Source organism: Streptomyces sp. NPDC001100 (assembly GCF_053598575.1).
The window spans coordinates 93,715-112,917 of record NZ_JBSFKO010000016.1; the positions used below are offsets into that span (position 1 = coordinate 93,715).

The window sequence follows — 19,203 nt, forward strand, 5'->3', positions numbered from 1 at the left end:
CACCGGTCGAAACCGCCCCTACCGGACGGGCACATCACGCATCCGGTCGCACAACACCCAATATCGGCATCGATCCGGCCCCCGCGATCGTCACCGTACGCCCGGGCCGCGGAGCGTGGATGATCGCGCCGTCGCCGATGTACATCGCGACATGGCTGGCGTCGTCGAAGTAGATGATCAGGTCGCCGGGGCGCATGTCCTTGACGTCCACGTGCGGCAGCTGTTTCCACTGCTCCTGCGAGGTGCGCGGGATCGGGTCGCCGGCGCTCGCCCAGGCCTGTGAGGTCAGCCCCGAGCAGTCGTACGACTTCGGGCCCTCGGCGCCCCACTCGTACGGCTTGCCGAGCTGGGCCGTCGCGTACGCCACCGCCGCCTTGCCCTGGGCGGACGCCTTGCCGCTGATGTCCTTGAGGACGCCGGAGTCGAGCCAGGCGGTCTGTGCCTTCAGCGCGGCCTGCTGCTCCAGCTTGGCCAGGCGTTCCTTCTCCTGCTTCTCCAGCCGGGACTCCAGCTTCTCGGCCGCCGCGATCTGGGTGGTGACCGTCTTCTTGGCCGCGGCCTTGGCCTGGCGGTTCTTCTCCAGCAACTGCCACTGGGCGGAGGCGTCGGCGGTGTACTGCTTCAAGTCGTCCTGGGTACGGGTCAGTTCGGCGATCAGGCCCTTGGTGGCGCGCTGGCCCTGGAGTATCCGACCGGCACCGTCGAGGAAGGCCTGCGGGTTGTCGCTCAGGATCAGCTGCGCCTCGTCCGGGAGCCCGCCCGTGCGGTACTGGGAGCGGGCCGCGGCACCGGCGCGGTCCTTCAACTCGTCCAGTTTCTCCTGGCCCTTGACGATCTTCTTGGCCAGTTCGACGATCTGCGCGGACTGCTTCTGCGCCTGCTCCTCGGCCGCGTTGTAGGCGTCGGTGGCGACGGCGGCGTCGTGATAGAGGTCGTCGAGCTTGGCGCGTACGGCCTCAAGGTCCTTGTTGGTCACGGGGGTCGGGGACGCGGTGGTCGACGGAGCCGGCGTGGGCGACGGGCTCGCGAAGGCGATACCGGGGGCCGCCAGGACGGTGACCGCGCAGACGACCGTGACGGCCGTCGTGATCAGGGCTCGCCTGCCCGCTCCCATACCCCTGCCCCCACATCCCACATCTGATTGACCGTCAGTAACTTACGGACGCCTGGGGGATCGTGCCATGTCCGAACAGAAAACGACAGAGGCAGTACTACCCGTACTTCACCCCTTTCCTTCCAGGTCATGACCGGCCGTGACCTGGCACGACCGGTTGCGGCGATCTCCCCGCCCATGTGACGAACGGCCGACGGGGATCGTTCCCCCGCAGGCCGCCCGTTCACCCCAGCGGGGCCAAGGCCCCCCATTCCACGGTCACTTCGCCCTGCCGCCACCGCACCGGACCGTCCACCACCGGCCAGTCGGCGGTGAGGTCGCGCACCGCGCGGATCCAGCGCTGCCGGGCGCCGTAGGAGGCGTAGGGCGCGGCGGCGGCCCAGGCGCGGTCGAAGTCGCGGAGGAAGGCGTGCACCGGTTCGCCGGGCACATTGCGGTGGATGAGGGCCTTGGGAAGCCGTTCGGCGAGGTCGGACGGCCGCTCCAGGGAACCGAGCCGCGCCGCGAAGGTGACCGTCCGCGGTCCCTCGGGACCGAGCGCGACCCACACGTGCCGCCGCCCGATCTCGTCACAGGTCCCCTCGACCAACAGCCCGCCCCGGGAGCTCCCGCCCGCCGGCGCGAGCCGCCCGCACAGCCGCGCCCACACCTCGGCGACCTGCGCCTCGTCGTACTGCCGCAGCACGTTCGCCGCGCGGATCAGCGACGGCCGCTGCGGTACGGGGATCTCGAACCCGCCGTGCCGGAACACCAGCCCCTCCCGCTCGTACGGCAGGGCCGCCGCGACCCGCGCCGGTTCGATCTCGACACCGACCACGCGCGCGTGCGGGGCGACGGTACGGAGGCGCGCGAGCAGTTCTACGGCGGTCCAGGGCGCGGCGCCGTACCCGAGGTCGACGGCGAGGGGCTGGTCGGCCCGCCGCAGCTCCGCCCCGTGCGTCGCCACGATCCAGCGGTCCATGCGGCGCAGGCGGTTGGGGTTGGTCGTGCCGCGCGTCACTGTTCCTACCGGGCGGGAGGCTGCGCGGGCTGTCATACGTACGAGGGTAGGCGGGCGGAGTCGCGGCGACGGGTGCGCAACGGCACCCACCCCCCCGGGTCGGATCAGCGCGAGCCGCGGTCCGCCCTGCGGCGCAGGGCGACGACGATGCCGCCGCCCGCCGCGACCAGGGCGGCCGCGGTGCCCGCGAACGCGATGGTCCCGTTGCCGGCACCGGTCTCGGCGAGATGGGTGCCACCGCCCGCAGGCGACGGGGCGCTGCTCGCCGCGGGCACGGGGCTGCTGCTCTCCGTGGCGGAGGGGGACGAGGCAGAGGGGCTGGAGGACGGTCCCGGCGAGGTCGAGGGCTGGGCCGATGAGGACGTAGAGGCGGACGCGGACGTGGACGCGGAGGCGCCGCACGTCACGTCCGGGATGACCACCATCGGCGTGATGTCGTCGTCGACCTGGTCGCCCGCCTTGACGTGGACCCGGAAGGTTACGCCGGCATGCCATTCGTCGATCTTGAAGTCGACGCTGACGCCGTCGGCGGTCGGGTGCGCGATGGTCTGGGTGCCGGCGTCCCGCTCCTGACCCGAATCGGGGATGTTCAGTTCGAGGTGCAGGCTGATCGTGGCCGGAGTCCCGCTCGCGTCCTTGTCCGTGACGCGGATGACGCCGTTGCCCTGGGCGTCGCAGAGCGGGACAGCGGTGAAGTCGCTGATGCTGCAGGCGAGCGCGGTGTGGGCGGCGGCGAGGGAGAGCGCGGCCGCGGCGGTCGAGGTGCCTATGACACGGGCCGCTCTGGCGGCACGGGGGGAGAGGGACACGCTTGTCCTTAGGTCGAAGGGCCCGGGACCACGTCGAAGAGTCCGAGCGCCCGACACGTCTACAAGCCCTGTGACCTCGCTGTCAAAGGTTGTATCGGCACAGGTCAAGAGGTGGCGAAAGGGCGGTCGGGGACGGCTCTGGGGGAGGTCAAGCGATGGTCATGTGCATGGCCGATGACCGCTCGGCGCCCCAACTGCCCACGCAGTATCGGCTCGAACGGTTGAGCGACCATCGGTAATGTCCAGGTAAAATCCCCATGCGCCGGAATGAGATTCCCGCCCCCCGGCGTTGCACCCCCTTGGAGGGAACCGCACGCCCTCCCTCAGGCATGCCCGCAGCGAGGAGGAACGCCACGTGAGCCAGTACGTCAGCAGGCTCGGACGGCGTTCCCAGGCGTCGTCCGCCCGGCTGCGGCTGCACCGGAAACCCCGCCGGGTCGCCATGCTCTCCGTGCACACCTCACCGCTGCACCAGCCCGGCACGGGCGACGCGGGCGGCATGAACGTCTACATCGTGGAGCTCGCGCAGCGCCTCGCCGCGATCAACATCGAGGTGGAGATCTTCACGCGCGCGACCACCGCCGTCCTGCCTCCGACCGTCGAGCTGGCCCCGGGCGTCCTCGTCCGGCATGTCGACGCGGGGCCGTACGAAGGTCTCGCCAAGGAGGAACTCCCCGCCCAGCTCTGCGCGTTCACGCACGGAGTGATGCAGGCGTGGGCCGGCCACCGCCCGGGCTACTACGACCTCGTCCACTCGCACTACTGGCTCTCCGGCCACGTCGGCTGGCTCGCCGCCCAGCGCTGGGGCGTCCCCCTCGTGCACGCCATGCACACCATGGCCAAGGTCAAGAACGCCAGCCTGGCCGACGGCGACACCCCCGAGCCCGCCGCCCGCGTCATCGGCGAGACCCAGATCGTCGCCGCCGCCGACCGCCTCATCGCCAACACGGCGGAGGAGGCCGACGAACTCGTACGGCACTATGCGGCCGACCCGGCCAAGGTCGCCGTAGTGCACCCGGGTGTGAACCTCGAACGCTTCCGGCCTGCGGACGGGCGAGCGGCGGCCCGCGCCCGTCTCGGGCTCCCGCAGGACGCCCTCATCCCGCTCTTCGCCGGGCGCATTCAGCCCCTGAAGGCGCCCGACGTGCTCCTGCGCGCGGTCGCCGTGCTGCTCGACGAGCGGCCCGAGCTGCGCTCGAACATCGTCGTCCCCGTCGTCGGCGGGCCCAGTGGCAGCGGTCTCGCCAAGCCGGAGGGGCTGCAGAAGCTGGCCGCGCGGCTGGGCATCGCGGATGTCGTACGGTTCCGGCCGCCGGTCGGGCAGGAGCAGCTCGCGGACTGGTTCCGGGCCGCGTCCGTGCTGGTCATGCCGTCGTACAGCGAGTCCTTCGGGCTGGTCGCCATAGAGGCGCAGGCGGCCGGTACGCCGGTGCTCGCGGCCTCGGTCGGCGGCCTCCCGGTGGCGGTGCGCGACGGGGAGACCGGCTTCCTCGTCCAGGGCCATGATCCCGCCGCCTACGCGCGCGTCCTGCGCACCCTCGCCGACGACCCGCACCTCGCGCCCCGCATGGGCGAGGCCGCCGCACAGCACGCCGAGTGCTTCGGCTGGGACACCGCGGCCGCCGCCACGGCCGACGTCTACGCGGCCGCGGCCCAGGCCCACCGCCGTCACGTACGCTCGCACCATGGGTGAGAAAGCGGACCAGGACCGGGCGGAGCAGGGAGCCGCGCAGGTCATCGAGGGTTTCCTCAAGGGCGCCGAACTCGACTGGGAGAGCCCGGAGTCGGGCACGTTCGTGGTGCAACTCCCGGGCACCCGCAAGCTGTCGACGACCGTCTCCCTCCTCGTCGGCCGTCACTCCCTCTCGCTCAACGCCTTCGTCATCCGCCACCCCGACGAGAACGAGACGGGCGTCCACCGCTGGCTCCTGGAGCGCAACCTCAAGCTGTACGGCGTGAGTTACGCCGTCGACCGGCTCGGTGACGTGTACGTCACCGGCCGCCTCCCGCTGTCCGCCGTCACCGAGGCCGAGATCGACCGCCTCCTCGGCCAGGTCCTGGAGGCCGCCGACGGCAGCTTCAACACCCTCCTGGAGCTGGGCTTCTCCTCCGCGATCCGCAAGGAGTACGCGTGGCGGGTGTCGCGCGGGGAGTCCACACGGAACCTGGACGCGTTCACCCACCTGACCCAGCGGCCGACCGACTGATCGCAACCCGACCCCTTCCCCGCCGAAGGGGCTTCGTGGCATGCTCACCGCCAGCACATTCATGAACGTCGTTCATATCCATGAAGATCCGCGTGGGAGGACGTACGTAGATGAACCACACCCGTCTCACCAGACGAACCCTGCTCGGAAGCACGCTGGCCCTGGCGGTCCCGCTGCCGAAACCGGGGCCCGCGGGCCCGAAGGGTGAAGTCCCCTCCCTCTGGCGGGAGTTCACCCGCACCCCCTTCACCCACCCGCAGATTCCGTACGTCGGCAGGGCGGGCGCCAGGCGCCACCCCCGCCCCTCCCGGGTGTTCGACGTCCTCCGCTACGGCGCTGTCGCGGACGGCACCACCGACTCCGCCCCCGCGATCAACCGTGCCATCGCCGCTGCCGGCCGGGCCGGCGGTGGCACGGTCCACCTCCCGCCCGGCACCTTCCGCATCGACGACGTGATCCGCGTGGGCCACTCGAACGTCGTGGTCAGGGGTGCGGGCAGCGACCGTACGAAGCTCTACGCGACCAAGAACCTCACCGAACTCATCGGTGTCTACGGCTCCCGCTACGGCGGCGACAAGTCGTCCTGGTCCTGGGCGGGCGGGCTCATCTGGCTTGCCCCGACGGCCCGTTGGGACTCACTGGTCGCCGCGATCAGGGCGAAGGCCTGGCCCTTCGAGGGCTGGACCGGCAACGGACGTGACGAATGGCGGCAGTTGACGACCGTCGAACCGGCCCGGCAGGGCGAGTGGACGGTGCGCGTCGCGGACGCCTCCCAACTGAGCCCGGGCGAACTGGTGTTGCTCCGCCTCGCCGACGACACCGCCCACACCCTCCTCCAGCACATGGCGGGCGGCGGCCCCGGCCCCGAGGCGTACTACTGGGGCGACAAGACGAAGCTCCTGTCGTACGTCCCCTACGAATGGCCCGTCCGCATCGCCCACGTCCACGGCCGCAGGGTGACTCTCGAACGCCCGCTGCCGCTCGATCTCCGCCCCGAGTGGAACCCCCAATTCACCACTCACGTTGAGGAGTTGACCGGCTCGGGCGTCGAAGGCCTCACTCTGGAGGCGGTCGAGACCCCGCAGCAGCCGCACCTCCTCGACAAGGGCTACAACGGAGTCGTCCTCCAATGCGCCTACGACTGCCGGCTGGACGATGTGACGGTCCGTCATGTGGACAACGGCTTCGGCCTGGTGGCGGCCTCGGCGTGCACCCTGCGCGGGACGACGGTGGCGGGCCGCGGCTCCCACCACCCGTACTTCTGCCGCGAGGGCTCGCACGACAACCTCATCGAGGACTTCACGATCGAGGACCGGACGGTCCCGGCCCCGCCCAACACCCAGCTCCACGGCATCAACGTCGAGGGCCTGTCCTCCTACAACGTCTGGTCGCGCGGCGACATGCGCATGGGCACCTTCGACAGCCACCGCGGCCTGCCCTTCGCCAACGTCCGCACCGACATCACGGTGAACAACAACGGCCGCCACGGCGGCGACGCGAACGCCGGCCCGCTCTTCGGCGCCCGCTTCACCCACTGGAACATCCGCGTCACCAACGGCCGCGCGGGCCTGATGAAGATCGACCAACTGGCGCCGTACAGCGCGACGGTGGGCGTCAACACGGTCACCGAGTTCGACCAGACCGACGTCCCGGACTTCACCGGCGACCTGCACTCACGCCTGGAGCTCTACGGCACGACGGACGCCGTACGGCCGCGGAACCTGTACGAGGCCCAGCGGGAGCTGTGACCGCGGGGGGACCTGTGACGCACCGCGGGACCTTTGACTCACAGCGGGACCTGTGACTCACGTGCGCCACAGGGTGTCGTAGCCGATGAAGTCGAACATGTGCTGTCCGGGCGGGAGTCGGCGGGGCTCGCCGGTGAAGCGGTGGGCGCCGACGGACGCGGTGATCGCGGGATCGGAGACCCACAGCCGCTCGAAGCCGCGCTCCTCCAGCCAGGCGCAGATCCGCGGGACGAGGTCCGGGGCCTTGCGGTTACGGGTCCAGACGACCGTGCCCCCGGTCCGGCACAGCGCGGTGCAGTGGTCGAGGAGGCGTTCGACGTCCGGGTCGGTGATGTTGCCGAGGACGCCGCAGAGGAGGACGAGGTCGGCGGGTGATAGGTCGGCGTACTGGTCGGTCAACGAGGCGTCCCCGGCGACGACTTCGACCCCGGGAAGGCCGGCGGCCCGGGCGGCCTCAGTTGCGTCGGCGACGTTGCGCTCGTCCAACTCGACCAGCCGGGCGCGGACTTCGGCCCCGCGTGGATGGTCCGCCAGTACGCCGATCAGGTCCCGGCCCTGTCCGGCGCAGAGGCTGATCGCGGTGAGCGGACCCGCCGGGGCGGTGTCGAGGGCGTACCGCACGCGCTCCTGGACGCGGGCGAGGCGCTCGCTGAGGTAGGAGTCGGGGGAGTCGTAGGCGTCGTGCCACTCGTGCCAGTCCATGCGCGGAACCTAGCTGCGGTGTCGCTGTCTGTCGCGTGAATAACGCCCCGGCGTGACCCCCACCAACTTCCGGAAGTGGCGGGTGAGATGGGACTGGTCGTAGAAGCCGGTCGCCGCCGCCACCTCGCCCGGTGGGCGGCCGTCGAGGAGGAGCCGGCGGGCGCGGTCGACGCGCCGGGACATCAGGTACTGGTGCGGTGCGATGCCGTAGGCGCCGCTGAACGCCCGTACCAGATGGGCGGGATGGGCGTGCACGAGCCGTGCGGCCTCGTCCAGTGCGATGCCCTCGGTGACGCGCTCGTCGAGGAGTTCGCGCAGGGTGCGGGCGAGGGCGGGGTCCCTGGCGGGGGCGGGGGCGGACGGCCTTAGATGCGCGTGCAGTCGTTCGGCGATGAGCGTCAGGCGGCTCTCGGCCTCCAGTTCGTCGCCGGGGTGGTCGAGCGCGGTGTGCAACTGGCCGACGCGCAGACGGAGTTGGGGATCGAGGAGGTCGGGCCGGTCGACGGCGGAACCTATCAGGTCGTCCGGGAGGTGGGTGCCGTCGAGATAGAGGACGCGCTTGCGGAAGCCGTGCGGGGTGGCGGGGGAGCCGTTGTGCGGGACGTGCGGCGGGAGCAGGGACACCGTGTCGTGCGGGGTGCCGTGCTCGTGCCGGTCGAGGTCGTACCGCACGGCACCGTCGTCCACGATCAGCAGCGTCCACGCGTCGTGCACATGCATCGGGTAGGCGTACTCGGTGAAGTGGGCGTGGAAGACCTCGACGACACCGGGGATGCGGGGCCGCCACGCGGAGACTTCCTGCTGGGGGCGGCCTGGGCCGAGGCGGCCCGGGCCCTGCTGCGGGGCCATGCAAAGAACGTACAAGACGGGGGCGCGGGGCGGTCGGCAGTCTCGGTGCATGAGCACTGACATCGCTGGTGAACCGATCCGCTTCGACACGAAGATCGCCGTCCTGCTGCGGGACGACCTGGAGCCCTGGCAGCGGCTGAACGTCACGTCCTTCCTGGTCAGCGGCCTGGGAACGCAGCTCCCCGAGGTGATCGGGGAGCCGTACGAGGACGCCGACGGGGTCGGCTATCTGCCGATGTTCCGGCAGCCGGTGATGGTCTTCGAGGCCACGAAGGAGGTCCTGGTGGCGACCCACGCCCGGGTCCTGTCCCGGGCCCTGCCGCGCGCGGTTTTCACCTCCGACCTGTTCGGCACCGGCAACGACCGGGACAACCGGGCGGCGGTCCGGGCCGTCGCCACGGCCGACCTGGATGTGGTGGGGCTGGCGGTGTACGGGCCGCGGAACGGGGTGGACAAGGTGGTGAAGGGGGCGCGGATGCATCCGTGACGCCCTCCATGACGTTCTCCATGGCGTTCTCCAAGACGCTACGCGTGACGCCATGCGTGACGCCCTCCATGACCGAATCTGCACAAGGCGTGCGCAACCGCGGGGCGGGCTGGGCCTGTTGGGGCCGAGTTGTCCGGTTCGAACCGGTCGCCGTACTGCCTGTCGGCCCACTGTGCGCCGTCGCGTGTAGAGAACCCGGGCCCAACTCGTGTGCACACTCACACGGTTGGGCCGTCGGCGGGTTCAACTGTCCTGCGGGGAGCGGGTTCGGACTGGCTGCCCCGCACGTCGCGTGGTTTGATCCTGCGCATCGCGGCCCGCAGCCCGTCCCCAGCGGGACCGCATCCCCATGTGGACCACCACGCGAAGGGCAGTTTCCCCATGAACTCCGCTCCCCAGGTTCAGACCCTTGAGATCTCCGACACCGAGCTCGACACCGTCTCCGGCGGCGTGAGCCCGCAGGTCAGCGTCAGCGTCGGCTCGACGACCCTCAGCAGTGCGGACCTCCTCGCCGAGGTCGACTCGGTCAAGGCGACTGTCCTGGGCACCCTCGGCGCGCTCCCCCACAGCGTCGGCGTGAACGTCGCCTACTGACCGGTGCCTGTCGGTGGTCATCGCCGGCCACGGCGACGAGCCCCCTGCCCGCAGCAGACGTGCGGGCAGGGGGCTCGTCGCCGTCGGGTCTCTCGCCGTCGGGTATCTCATCGTCGGGAAGGCGACGGTGTGGCCGTGTCGGCGCGGGGCCGTCAGGCCGCGCTGACCTCCGGTGCCGCCACGGCGGCCGAGGACTCGGGAGCTGCCGTCTCGTTCGCCGGGAGCCGTCGCATCAGCACGCCGTATCCCACCGCCGCCCCCGTCCCCACGACCGCGCACAACCCCCACAGCCACTCAGCCCCGAACCGGTCGATGACGAAGCCGGACATCAGCGGGGCGACGAGCGCGGCCACGGCCCACGACAGCGTGTACATGCCCTGGTAGCGCCCGCGTCCCTGGACCGGGGACAGGCGGACCACGAGGCCCGTCTGCGTCGGGGCGTTGATCATCTCGCCCAGGGTCCACACGCACACCGTGAGGGCGAAGACACCGACCGAGCCGGCGAACGCGGTGAGCCCGAAGCCGTAGCCCGCGAGGAGCGAGGAGACCACCAACAGCCGCTTGGCGTCCCGGTGTTCGATGAGTCGGGTGACCGGGATCTGGAGGGCGACGATGAGGAAGCCGTTGACGGCGATCGCGGTGCCGTAGTCGGCGGGGGTGAAGCCGGCCTCGCCCATCGCGACCGGCAGTCCGACCGAACCCTGCTGGAAGACGAGCGCGACGAGGAAGGACAGTCCTACGACGCTCATGAACCGCCCGTCGCGCAGTACGGTCCCGAGGCCCACCGAGTCCACGGACTTCTTGCCGTCGTCGGGTGTGGCGACCGTGGGCCGGGACTCGGGCAGCTTCAGGAAGACGACGACCGCGCAGGCCGCCGTCATTCCCGCCTCCAGCAGGAACCCGGCGCGGTAGCTGACCTCGGCGATGAACCCGGCGGCCATCGAGGAGATCGCGAAGCCGAGGTTGATGGCCCAGTAGTTGAGGGAGAACGCGCGGACGCGGTCCTCGGGCCGCACGATGTCGGCCATCATCGCCTGCACCGCGGGCCGGGAGGCGTTGCTCGCCATCCCGACGAGGAAGGCGACACCGGCGATGGCGAGGGGGTCGTGCATGAAGCCGAGCAGTGCCACGGCCGCCGCGGTCGAGGACTGGGCGATGAGGAGCGTGGGGCGGCGGCCCAGTCGGTCGGTCATCACGCCCGCGCCGATCGACGAGACGACCCCGCCGAGCCCGTGCAGCGAGGCGACGAGACCGGCGTAGGTGGCGGAGTAGCCGCGGTCGAGGGTCAGATACAGGGCCATGAAGGTCGAGACGAACGCCCCGAGCCGGTTGACGAGGGTGCTGGTCCACAGCCACCAGAACTCGCGGGGCAGACCGGAGACGGTTTCCCGGGCGGCGCGTCTCAGGGCGGCGAGTGACATGGCGGATCCCCCACGGTCGGACGGTGGTGTAAGTGGCCAAGGCGGCGATCACAACTTACGAAGAGGGAGGGTCGGCGGACCACTCAATTAACAGAAGCCGTCAACTGTCGGACCGGGAGGTGGGCACCCGACCTCGGCCCGAATGCGTGGATTACGCTCTGGGGCATGGCCGACGCACCGTACAAGCTGATCCTCCTCCGCCACGGCGAGAGCGAGTGGAACGCGAAGAACCTGTTCACCGGCTGGGTGGACGTCAACCTGAACGCGAAGGGCGAGAACGAGGCAGTCCGCGGTGGCGAACTCCTGAAGGACGCCGACCTCCTCCCCGACGTCGTTCACACGTCCCTCCAGAAGCGCGCGATCCGCACGGCCCAGCTGTCGCTGGAGGCCGCGGACCGCCACTGGATCCCGGTCCACCGCAGCTGGCGCCTGAACGAGCGCCACTACGGCGCCCTCCAGGGCAAGGACAAGGCGCAGACCCTCGCGGAGTTCGGCGAGGAGCAGTTCATGCTGTGGCGCCGCTCCTACGACACCCCGCCCCCGCCCCTTGAGGACGGCACGGAGTTCTCCCAGTCCGCGGACCCGCGCTACGCCTCCATCCCCCCGGAGCTGCGCCCCCGCACGGAGTGCCTGAAGGACGTAGTCGTCCGCATGCTCCCCTACTGGTACGACGGCATCGTCCCCGACCTCCTGGCCGGCCGCACGGTCCTCGTCGCTGCCCACGGCAACTCTCTCCGCGCCCTCGTCAAGCACCTCGACGGCATCTCCGACGCCGACATCGCGGGCCTGAACATCCCGACGGGCATCCCCCTGTCGTACGAACTCGACGCCTCCTTCAAGCCGCTCAACCCCGGCGGCACCTACCTCGACCCGGCCGCGGCGGCGGCGGCGATCGAGGCGGTCAAGAACCAGGGCAAGAAGAAGTAGCCCCTCCACACCGCCCGCCTGATCAAGCCCCCTGCCCGCGGTTCCTCCGCCCGCAGGGGGCTTTTTCCGTGCCGGTGGTCAGGTCAGTTTCGTGACGATGTCCGCCACCCGCCCGGGCATGGACAGGAACGGTGAGTGGGAGGCGTCGAGGGCCACGACGGAGGTCGCGTTGTCCGGGAAGGCGGTGTCGGCCTCCGCGATGAACCTCTGCTGCAGGGTCGGCCGAATGGCCATGTCCCGTGTGCAGGTCACGTAGGTGCGGGGAACGGAGCCCCAGCCCTCGCGGGTCAGGGTGGTGGTGCCCAGGGCGATGCCGACCGGGGCGTCGGGGGGTCAGCAGCCCGATGGCGGCGTCGGCGACGGCTTGGTCGCCGTCTCCGAAGAACGCGTCCCGCAACCGCCGGCGGTAGGCGGCGTCGTCCGACGCGAGGTCGAATCGCAGAGCTCCGATCGCGGCGGGATCGGCCTGAAGGCAGGGGCCGATGAGCTCACCGGAGTTCTCGGGGCTCTGGATGTAGGCGGCAGCCGGAATGTCCGAGGCCGGCATGAACGCGGTCAAGTACACCGCATGAGCGATCAGCTCGGCTGTGCGGCCCGCGTCAGGACCGTGCCACCCATGCTGTGGGCCACCACGGTCACCGGTGCCCCGTGCCCGAGCTGCTCGATCTGTGAGACAAGCAGGTCGGCTGCCTGGTCCAGGTCGACATCGGCGACCGGTGAGGCCTCCGTGGCCAGGGCCGCCGGGTCGAACGGGCGCGTGGTGAGGCACACCGGCCGCCGGGCGCGCAGCCCATGGCCGGCCAGGTCCACCGCGAGAGCCGCGTGGCCGGCTGCGGCCACGTGGGCGACGACGTCGCTCCAGCACCAGGAGCCGTGCCAGTAGCCGTGGACGAACAGCAAGGGGGTCGCTCTGGCGGTCATCAACACTCCATCGGGAAGGCGACGTCAAGGCGGGATGCTGCGGACGATTGGGTCAGATCGTCACATCGGGTGGGTCAGGTCGTCACATCGGGAAGAATGAGGCGCAATGTCGAGTTCGTCAAGTGAAGATAACTTCACCCTGATACTCCCACCGCCCCGGAAGTGGATCGGAAGCGGATCGGTTCTGGTGGCGGAAGCGGTGGTGGCGGTGGCATGCAAGGTGTCAACCAGCCTTTGTGCGACGGGGGGCGCGAAGTCGGCGCACTGTCGCGACCGTTGGAGTGCCCCATGAACGACCTCGGACCACCGCCGTCCGCCCCTGCTCCCGCCGTGCCGAACCCGCCGACGTCCTACCGTGCCGACGGGCTGATCCCGCCCCCCGGAGCCGCCCGCACCTGGGGGCTCACCGTCATCGGGGTGCCCTTGCTGATCGTCCTGCTCCTGGGGCTGGTCGACGGTTCGCTGTCGACCGGGAGCGGAGGCGGGGGAGCGCAGGCCCAGCCGTGGAACCCGCCCACGGCGTCGTACACGTACACCGGATCCGTCGAGGCGAGCCCTTACGGCGCCTCAGACCCGGTCGCCACGCCCGACTCGGTCACCCCGACCGCCCCGGCCTCGACCGACGAGGGCAACCCGGCCAACCCGGCGGACCCGGCGACACCGACAGGCACCGCCACCGCCGCCGAGCCGGAAGCCGTCGTCTCCGCCTACTTCGAGGCGATCAACAACCGTGACTACTCGACCGCTTGGGCCCTGGGCGGCAAGAACCTGGGGGACCCCGACTACGACGCGTTCGTCGCGGGCTACGCCACCACCGAGCGCGACACCGTCAGTCAGGTGTCCGTGCGGGGGAGCGTCGTGTCGCTGGTCCTCGACGCCCTTCAGACGGACGGCACTTCGCACACCTACAACGCCGCCTACACGGTGCTCGACGGTGTGATCACCCAGGGCACGGCAACCCCGACCGGCTGACCATCCCGCACGAGTGGAGCGCTGAACCATCGTGAGCACACAGGCACCGCACCGCAATCCGCCCGGCCCGCCGCCCGTGACGCCGCCGCGGGGCACCCGCGTGTACGCGCGGACCAAGGCCACCCGCCTGCTGTCCGCGGGCACCTACCTCGACCCCGGCTACCGCAAGGACGTCATCCGCGAACTGCTCAAGAGGCGCTTCAGAGTGGTCGCGCCCTCGTACGGCTACGACGCCGTGTCGGTCCTCGCCCATGCCCTCGCCGCGCGCCGACTGCGCCGTATCCAATGGGCAGTCGGGCTTGGATCGGCGGTCCTGCTGCTGATCCTGTTGAGCAACGGAGCGCTGGGGCCCTTCGTCGCCGCGCAGCTCCTGTTCTGGGTGCTGTGGGGCGCCGCCTATCTGCGGCGGGTCGTCACCCTGCACATCCTGATGACCCGTCTGAAGGAGACCGGCCCCGCCGGCGGCTTCGACGGCGCCTACCCCGCCAACGGCAGGCTCACCCCTGCCCTGATCGGCAAGATCGACGCCGAGCAGGGCAGCCACGACGGCCTGGTCTTCTACGGTGGGTTCCGGCCCTTCGTCGGTGCCGGACTGCCCCTGCGTGACTGGGCCAACGCCCAACTCCTGCTCGGCGCGCCCAAGAACCGCCTCGCCGCGCGCAAGGACTTCGACGTCAACGGGTCGGGATCCGGGGCCGACCTGGACGACGTGGAACGCAAACCGGTCAAGCCGTTCACCGTCCACGAGATCACCTCGTACGTCGCCGCCCGGATGGACGCGGAACTGCGCGACGAGGTCCGCCAGGACGAACGGATCGAGGGGCTGGCCGTCGAACAGCGCCGCTACACGACGGCGATCCGCACCAACGACCGTACGCTGGGCCTCGGTTGGTCCCAGTTGCCCGGCCTGGACGATCTGCCGGACATCCACTGGCGGGAGGACTACGACGCGGCCCGCGAGTATCTGTGCGTGCGCGTCGGATCCTGGAACGAGGAGCTGGTGACCTCGATCTTCGTCGGGTTCGACCTCAAGGGCGACACCCTGCACACCGAGTTCTACACCTATGTACTCGGGCCGCTGGTAAGGGAGTTCCACCTCGTCGACCGACTGCCCGACTCCTTCGACGGCCGGCTGGCGTGGCGGGTCGCGTGGGACATGGTCAAGGCCGTGCCGAGCTGGTGCGTGGCGTTCGGACTGTCGCCGCTGCGACTGTTCCCCGAGCGGTTCCTGCCGGGGCGGGTGCGCCGGTGGGTGCGGCCCCGGCGGGGCGGGCGGTCCGCCATAGAGTTCACGGCGGCGGGCGCGACGGTCGACACCAGCGAGTTCCGGCTCGCCCGCTACGCGAACGAGTCGGTGGACTGCGGCGCGCTGACCAGCGTCCGGGAGATGGCCACCAGCGACACCTACCACCACTTCTTCCAGAAGACCGACGCCCTGAAGTACTCGCAGATCGTCGAGCGCCGACTGCTGCACACCATTCGCCAGTTCCTGGACGACCACGACGTGGATCTCGCCGACCACGACCGCGCCCAGACCAACATCCTTTTCGGGGACAACGCTCAGGCGATCCTCGGCGGGCACAACGAGAACTTCGGGTACAACCACCGCCCGCAGGGCCCCGATTCGTCCGGCAGCCAAGGGGACCAGTCATGAGCGAGAGCCACACGTTCGGCGACAACAGCCAGGTCATTCTCGGCGGGGAGAACAAGGGCTTCGGCTACAACTACCATGCGGCGCCCGAGACTTCGGACACCCAGTCGCAGCCGTCCGACCAGCGGTCCGACCAGACGGCCGGGCAGGCGCCCGACCGCCACGACCGCGGCCGTAGCGTCTTCGTCGTGCACGGCCGGGACGAAGAGGTGCGGCAGGCGATGTTCGGGCTGCTGCGCCGGCTCGACCTACGGCCGCTGGAGTGGGAGGAGTTGGTGCGGGCCACCGGCAAGACCGCGCCCTTCCTCGGCGAGGTGGTCATGAACGCACCGGCGCAGGCGCAGGCCGCCCTGGTCCTGCTCACCCCGGACGACGTCGCCAAGCTCCACCCGCACCTGCTCGGCAACCGCGAACCCGACGACGAGACCCAACTCACCGGCCAGCCACGGCAGAACGTGCTGATCGAGCTGGGCATGGTGCTGATGGCCTACCCCGAGCGGACCGTCATCGTCGAGGTCGGCCGGCTACGGCATGTCGCCGACACCGCGGGCATCAACGTCATCCGGTTCGACGGCACGGAGTCCTCCCTCGCGAAGATCGCCGCACGGCTGAGGCTGGCCGGCTGCCAACTCGACGACAGCGGGCCGGAATGGCGCGAGACCCGGTACTTCCAGAACCTCTCCGCGTATCGGAGGCTTGCCTGAACCCGAGAGAAGAGACAGGGGGACGGACGCCCAGACGACCGTCCCCCCCTTCTTTTTGTCATACGCGGTCCAGTCCCGACGCGAGACCCTTCAAGAAGGCCGCCACCTCCCGCATGTCGATCCGCTCCAGATCGGCGGGACGCACCACCACCCGCAACTCCCGGCAGACCGCGCCCTCCCGCGACCGGGCGACGAAGGACATCAGGATCAGCCGCAGCAGGCTGTCCTGGTCGAGATGGTCGAGCCGGGACAGCCCCGAGCCGACCAACGGCATGGCCACGCGCTCCAGTTGGGCGTGCCGGTGCAGCGCGTCCCAGAGCCTGCCGAGACCGAGCCAGAGCTCCTCCACACTGGACGCGGCCACACAGTCGTTGCCGATACGGCTGTACGCGACCGCGAACACCAGCCTCGGCCGGGTGCCCAGGACCGCCACCGTGCCGACCGGATACCGGTCCAGTTTGCCCAGCGGCTTGCGGTCCCGGTCCTCCCGTCCGACCGGCGCGACCCCGGCGAGCGCGGCGACCAGTTCCGCGTCCAGGCGCCGCACGTCACCGTCGTACCGCCGGAGCAGCAACTGCCCCTGCACACTGGCCGCGTTGATGACCTCGCCGTCGGCCGACGCGGTGTCGAAGGTGTCGCAGAACCCGACGACGAGATGCGCCGGCTGGTCGAACACGTCGCCCGCCTCGACCACCACCGTCAGATCGGGCCGCCGGAACACCTGCTCCACCCGCGGTACCGGCCGCGCCTGGACCAGCCCCCAGACCAGGCAGGCCGCCACGGACACCACCGTGACCGTGCCGGGATCGGGAAAGCTCCGGGGAAAGAACTGCCCGACGAACTGAAGCACCGCCGATATTCCGCCGAAGGCCACCATCGTGTTGCGCGCGAAAACCCTTCGGGCGCGCCCGGTGCCGTAGAGCCTCGGAAAGCGGACCGGTATGCGGAGTCGGACCACACGGTTTCTCCAAGGCATCATGATAATCTTCTTGTCACTTCTCGGTGACACAGGGTGATACAGGGGCGCGGCGGGGGCGACGCGGGTGACCGATGGGCGAGTGCGTATTCAGGTCAAAGTGCTGGGGCCGGTCCGGCTCGACGTCGACGGGATCCCGGTCCGGCTGACCCCGCTGACCACCCGGCTGCTGGTCCGCCTGGTGGCCGCCGAGGGGGAGGCTGTGCCCGTACGTCAACTGCGGCGTGACGTATGGGGGTTGGCGGACGGACCCCGCCATCTGGACCAGCGCAACCGCAACGAGGTGCAGAAGCGCGTCCTGGAGCTGCGGCGCGCGCTCGATCCCCGCCAGGACGGCACCGCCGCCCGCGTGCTGCGCACCGAACAGCAGGTCACCGTGCACGGTCCGGAGACCGCCTACCGCCTGGTGCTGCGGCCCGAGGAACTGGACAGCGCACGGTTCACGGCCGTCGTCGGGGCCGCCCTGCTGGCCCCGCCCGCCACTGCCGCCCATGAGCTCATCGCGGCGCTGGACCTGATCCGCGGCCGGCCGCTGGCCGAGGTCAACGGCGAGACCTTCGCCGACCCCTTCATCCGCCGGCTCACCACGCTGCTGGACTCCGCCCGGCGTGAACTGGTCCGCGTCCAGGCCGACTTGGGCCGTCCGGATCTCGCGCTGCCGGTCGCGGAGCTGATCGTCCGTGACCATCCGGACGACCTCGACGCGGCGCGCACCCTGGACGCCCTGAGGGCCGCGCTGCGCGCCCGGCACGGTGCCGAACTGCTGCGCCACCGGGTCCCGTTGCCCGGTCAGCGGGCGGATGTCGTCCTCGTCCGCGGTGACTTGTTCGAGCAGACGGACTGCAATCTGGTGGTCGGCTTCACCGACACCTTCGACACGGAGACCGACCAGGACATCGTCATCAGCCGCGACAGCGTGCAGAGCCAGCTCGTCGACAGGCTCTTCGGGGGCCGACGCCGCCTGCTGGACGAGAAGTTGAAGACCGGGCTGCGCGCCGTGCGGGCCGTCGCCACGGAGAGCGCGCGGGCCAAGCCGCGCGGCCGGCGGGTCCGTTACCCGGTGGGCACGACCGTCGCCGTACCCGTCGACGGGCGCCGGATCTTCGCGGTCGCCTACTCGCGGCTCGGCAACGACCTGGTGGCCAGGTCCCGCGACGAGGACCTGCGCTCCGGCCTGGAGAACCTCTGGGCCTCGGTGGCCGTGCACGGCCTGTTCAGACCGGTGGCCGTCCCGCTCATCGGCTCCGGGCTGGCCCGCGTGACGGACCTCGACCGCAGCCAGCTGGTGGCCCTGATCGTCGACTCGTTCATCGCCGCGTGCCGCCGCTACCCCGCGCTCACCCCCGAACTGCGCATAGTGGTCCGCCCGGAGGACCTGGCCAGCACCGATCTGTCGCCGGTCGAGCGGCGCTTCCACGAACTGGTGCCGGATCTGGAGCCCGCTCCGGGACCCGACCGGGCGGAATGACCAGGGGCGGCAAGGAAGTCGAGGCCGCCGAGCCCGAGGTGAGACCGGGCGGCACTCGGCGTCCGTCCCCCGCTCCGACAGGTTCCTCCGCATCTACGGCTCCCCCATGCGGCATCGCCCGCCGGTCCTGGTCCGCCACCGCCACCCGGCCCCACCGGATCCCAGTGCACCGCCGCCGGCGCTTCCGCGGGTAGCCACCACCCGCTTCCGATCCGATTCCGGCGCCGGTGGACAGGTCTCGGAGCAGCGGCAGGTTCGGCGGCAGCCACTCCCTCATGCGAGGTCGTCGTGGCCCTCCGGCAGAGCTGCGCCGAGGAGGGCCACACATGGGAGAACGCGGATCTCGGGCGTTTGCCGGACGCGCGGTCAGGGTGGATCCACGACGCGGGCGGCCGGTACAGCACCTTCGGCCGCACCATGCCCGCCGACGGCGACCGGAGCTTCTTCGCGCGAGCTCCTTCAGCTGCGAGGCACGGGGAGGAACAGCGGAGGAGAACCCCCGACTACGCTGGGAATTCAGCGATGTGGGGGAGCAGCGATGCTGCGGTTCGTGGACTGGTCGGTAATCGTCCACGACGGTGGTCCTGGTTCTCCGGGCCGCACGTCACGTCTTCCGGGGCGAGGTCTTCCTTTCCTCGAATGAGCCCGCCCGC

Annotated in this window: 19 protein-coding genes; 10 read left to right on the forward strand and 9 right to left on the reverse strand. The window is 70.7% G+C overall.

The features are described 5' to 3' along the window. Positions 1–34 precede the first annotated feature (34 nt). The 3 genes from ACWDEW_RS23910 to ACWDEW_RS23920 all read right to left on the reverse strand — a co-directional run bounded on the left by ACWDEW_RS23910 (position 35) and on the right by ACWDEW_RS23920 (position 2,923). On the reverse strand, positions 35–1,114 hold the full coding sequence (locus ACWDEW_RS23910; RefSeq protein WP_450514960.1) for an NlpC/P60 family protein: 1,080 nt from the start codon (positions 1,112–1,114) through the stop codon (positions 35–37). A 223-nt stretch (positions 1,115–1,337) separates the two neighbouring features. Next, a complete protein-coding gene (locus ACWDEW_RS23915) occupies positions 1,338–2,150 on the reverse strand; it encodes a class I SAM-dependent methyltransferase (protein WP_450514961.1) in 813 nt (270 codons plus the stop codon). A 68-nt stretch (positions 2,151–2,218) separates the two neighbouring features. Then, entirely contained in the window at positions 2,219–2,923 is a 705-nt protein-coding gene (locus tag ACWDEW_RS23920) for an LAETG motif-containing sortase-dependent surface protein (protein WP_450514962.1), read from the reverse strand. A 355-nt stretch (positions 2,924–3,278) separates the two neighbouring features. On the opposite strand from ACWDEW_RS23920, the gene mshA reads away from it, so the two are divergent. The 3 genes from mshA to ACWDEW_RS23935 all read left to right on the forward strand — a co-directional run bounded on the left by mshA (position 3,279) and on the right by ACWDEW_RS23935 (position 6,878). Continuing rightward, positions 3,279–4,616: a D-inositol-3-phosphate glycosyltransferase gene (gene mshA / locus ACWDEW_RS23925; RefSeq protein ID WP_450514963.1), complete on the forward strand. Its 1,338-nt coding sequence runs from the start codon at positions 3,279–3,281 to the stop codon at positions 4,614–4,616. Further along, entirely contained in the window at positions 4,609–5,130 is a 522-nt protein-coding gene (locus ACWDEW_RS23930; protein WP_450514964.1) for a YbjN domain-containing protein, read from the forward strand. Before mshA ends, ACWDEW_RS23930 begins: the two co-directional genes overlap by 8 nt. A gap of 110 nt (positions 5,131–5,240) precedes the next feature. After that, on the forward strand, positions 5,241–6,878 hold the full coding sequence (locus ACWDEW_RS23935) for a glycosyl hydrolase family 28-related protein (RefSeq protein WP_450514965.1): 1,638 nt from the start codon (positions 5,241–5,243) through the stop codon (positions 6,876–6,878). A gap of 57 nt (positions 6,879–6,935) precedes the next feature. Here the strand turns inward: ACWDEW_RS23935 and ACWDEW_RS23940 are convergent, their stop codons facing one another. Continuing rightward, a complete protein-coding gene (locus tag ACWDEW_RS23940) occupies positions 6,936–7,580 on the reverse strand; it encodes a methyltransferase domain-containing protein (RefSeq protein ID WP_450514966.1) in 645 nt (214 codons plus the stop codon). 9 nt (positions 7,581–7,589) lie between these two features. Beyond that, the gene (locus ACWDEW_RS23945; protein WP_450514967.1) at positions 7,590–8,429 is read right to left on the reverse strand and encodes an AraC family transcriptional regulator; all 840 of its coding nucleotides are present in this window, start codon (positions 8,427–8,429) and stop codon (positions 7,590–7,592) included. Between the two features lie 49 nt (positions 8,430–8,478). Here ACWDEW_RS23945 and ACWDEW_RS23950 point away from each other — a divergent pair, with 49 nt between their 5' ends. Together ACWDEW_RS23950 and ACWDEW_RS23955 are read left to right on the forward strand one after the other, a co-directional pair. Continuing rightward, positions 8,479–8,916 carry a DUF2000 family protein gene (locus ACWDEW_RS23950; RefSeq protein WP_450514968.1) on the forward strand — a complete coding sequence of 146 codons (438 nt, stop codon included), beginning with the start codon at positions 8,479–8,481 and terminating at the stop codon, positions 8,914–8,916. A 381-nt stretch (positions 8,917–9,297) separates the two neighbouring features. After that, positions 9,298–9,510 (forward strand): hypothetical protein, encoded by a 213-nt coding sequence (locus ACWDEW_RS23955; RefSeq protein WP_450514969.1) that lies wholly within the window; start codon positions 9,298–9,300, stop codon positions 9,508–9,510. Between the two features lie 152 nt (positions 9,511–9,662). Here ACWDEW_RS23955 and ACWDEW_RS23960 read toward each other — a convergent pair whose 3' ends face one another. Beyond that, a complete protein-coding gene (locus ACWDEW_RS23960) occupies positions 9,663–10,931 on the reverse strand; it encodes an MDR family MFS transporter (protein ID WP_450514970.1) in 1,269 nt (422 codons plus the stop codon). Between the two features lie 165 nt (positions 10,932–11,096). On the opposite strand from ACWDEW_RS23960, the gene ACWDEW_RS23965 reads away from it, so the two are divergent. Then, complete coding sequence (locus ACWDEW_RS23965; RefSeq protein ID WP_450514971.1) at positions 11,097–11,858, forward strand: phosphoglyceromutase; 762 nt, start codon at positions 11,097–11,099, stop codon at positions 11,856–11,858. Between the two features lie 78 nt (positions 11,859–11,936). Here the strand turns inward: ACWDEW_RS23965 and ACWDEW_RS23970 are convergent, their stop codons facing one another. Continuing rightward, a complete protein-coding gene (locus ACWDEW_RS23970; protein ID WP_450515073.1) occupies positions 11,937–12,170 on the reverse strand; it encodes an alpha/beta fold hydrolase in 234 nt (77 codons plus the stop codon). 264 nt (positions 12,171–12,434) lie between these two features. Continuing rightward, positions 12,435–12,779: an alpha/beta fold hydrolase gene (locus tag ACWDEW_RS23975; RefSeq protein ID WP_450514972.1), complete on the reverse strand. Its 345-nt coding sequence runs from the start codon at positions 12,777–12,779 to the stop codon at positions 12,435–12,437. 288 nt (positions 12,780–13,067) lie between these two features. Between ACWDEW_RS23975 and ACWDEW_RS23980 the strand changes: the two genes are divergently transcribed. Genes ACWDEW_RS23980 through ACWDEW_RS23990 form a run of 3 tightly spaced genes read left to right on the forward strand, consistent with a single transcriptional unit; the run spans position 13,068 to position 16,106 of the window. Continuing rightward, complete coding sequence (locus ACWDEW_RS23980) at positions 13,068–13,751, forward strand: hypothetical protein (RefSeq protein WP_450514973.1); 684 nt, start codon at positions 13,068–13,070, stop codon at positions 13,749–13,751. 31 nt (positions 13,752–13,782) lie between these two features. Next, positions 13,783–15,405 carry a hypothetical protein gene (locus tag ACWDEW_RS23985; RefSeq protein ID WP_450514974.1) on the forward strand — a complete coding sequence of 541 codons (1,623 nt, stop codon included), beginning with the start codon at positions 13,783–13,785 and terminating at the stop codon, positions 15,403–15,405. Continuing rightward, positions 15,402–16,106, forward strand: a complete 705-nt coding sequence (locus tag ACWDEW_RS23990; protein ID WP_450514975.1) for a TIR domain-containing protein — start codon at positions 15,402–15,404, stop codon at positions 16,104–16,106. The genes ACWDEW_RS23985 and ACWDEW_RS23990 overlap by 4 nt, the downstream gene beginning before the upstream one ends. Positions 16,107–16,164: 58 nt before the next feature. Here ACWDEW_RS23990 and ACWDEW_RS23995 read toward each other — a convergent pair whose 3' ends face one another. Continuing rightward, positions 16,165–17,064 (reverse strand): macro domain-containing protein, encoded by a 900-nt coding sequence (locus ACWDEW_RS23995; protein ID WP_450514976.1) that lies wholly within the window; start codon positions 17,062–17,064, stop codon positions 16,165–16,167. 100 nt (positions 17,065–17,164) lie between these two features. Between ACWDEW_RS23995 and ACWDEW_RS24000 the strand changes: the two genes are divergently transcribed. Continuing rightward, entirely contained in the window at positions 17,165–18,550 is a 1,386-nt protein-coding gene (locus ACWDEW_RS24000) for a macro domain-containing protein (protein WP_450514977.1), read from the forward strand. Positions 18,551–19,203 lie beyond the last annotated feature (653 nt).

Excerpts from the sequence above, each read along its gene's own strand:
- ACWDEW_RS23940 (WP_450514966.1), bottom strand. The coding sequence starts at position 7,580 with ATGGACTGGCACGAGTGGCACGACGCCTACGACTCCCCCGACTCCTAC.
- ACWDEW_RS23990 (WP_450514975.1), top strand. The coding sequence starts at position 15,402 with ATGAGCGAGAGCCACACGTTCGGCGACAACAGCCAGGTCATTCTCGGC.
- ACWDEW_RS23955 (WP_450514969.1), top strand. The coding sequence starts at position 9,298 with ATGAACTCCGCTCCCCAGGTTCAGACCCTTGAGATCTCCGACACCGAG.
- ACWDEW_RS23980 (WP_450514973.1), top strand. The coding sequence starts at position 13,068 with ATGAACGACCTCGGACCACCGCCGTCCGCCCCTGCTCCCGCCGTGCCG.
- ACWDEW_RS23930 (WP_450514964.1), top strand. The coding sequence starts at position 4,609 with ATGGGTGAGAAAGCGGACCAGGACCGGGCGGAGCAGGGAGCCGCGCAG.
- ACWDEW_RS23960 (WP_450514970.1), bottom strand. The coding sequence starts at position 10,931 with ATGTCACTCGCCGCCCTGAGACGCGCCGCCCGGGAAACCGTCTCCGGT.
- ACWDEW_RS23975 (WP_450514972.1), bottom strand. The coding sequence starts at position 12,779 with ATGACCGCCAGAGCGACCCCCTTGCTGTTCGTCCACGGCTACTGGCAC.
- ACWDEW_RS23950 (WP_450514968.1), top strand. The coding sequence starts at position 8,479 with ATGAGCACTGACATCGCTGGTGAACCGATCCGCTTCGACACGAAGATC.
- ACWDEW_RS23935 (WP_450514965.1), top strand. The coding sequence starts at position 5,241 with ATGAACCACACCCGTCTCACCAGACGAACCCTGCTCGGAAGCACGCTG.
- ACWDEW_RS23965 (WP_450514971.1), top strand. The coding sequence starts at position 11,097 with ATGGCCGACGCACCGTACAAGCTGATCCTCCTCCGCCACGGCGAGAGC.
- ACWDEW_RS23910 (WP_450514960.1), bottom strand. The coding sequence starts at position 1,114 with ATGGGAGCGGGCAGGCGAGCCCTGATCACGACGGCCGTCACGGTCGTC.
- ACWDEW_RS23915 (WP_450514961.1), bottom strand. The coding sequence starts at position 2,150 with ATGACAGCCCGCGCAGCCTCCCGCCCGGTAGGAACAGTGACGCGCGGC.
- ACWDEW_RS23945 (WP_450514967.1), bottom strand. The coding sequence starts at position 8,429 with ATGGCCCCGCAGCAGGGCCCGGGCCGCCTCGGCCCAGGCCGCCCCCAG.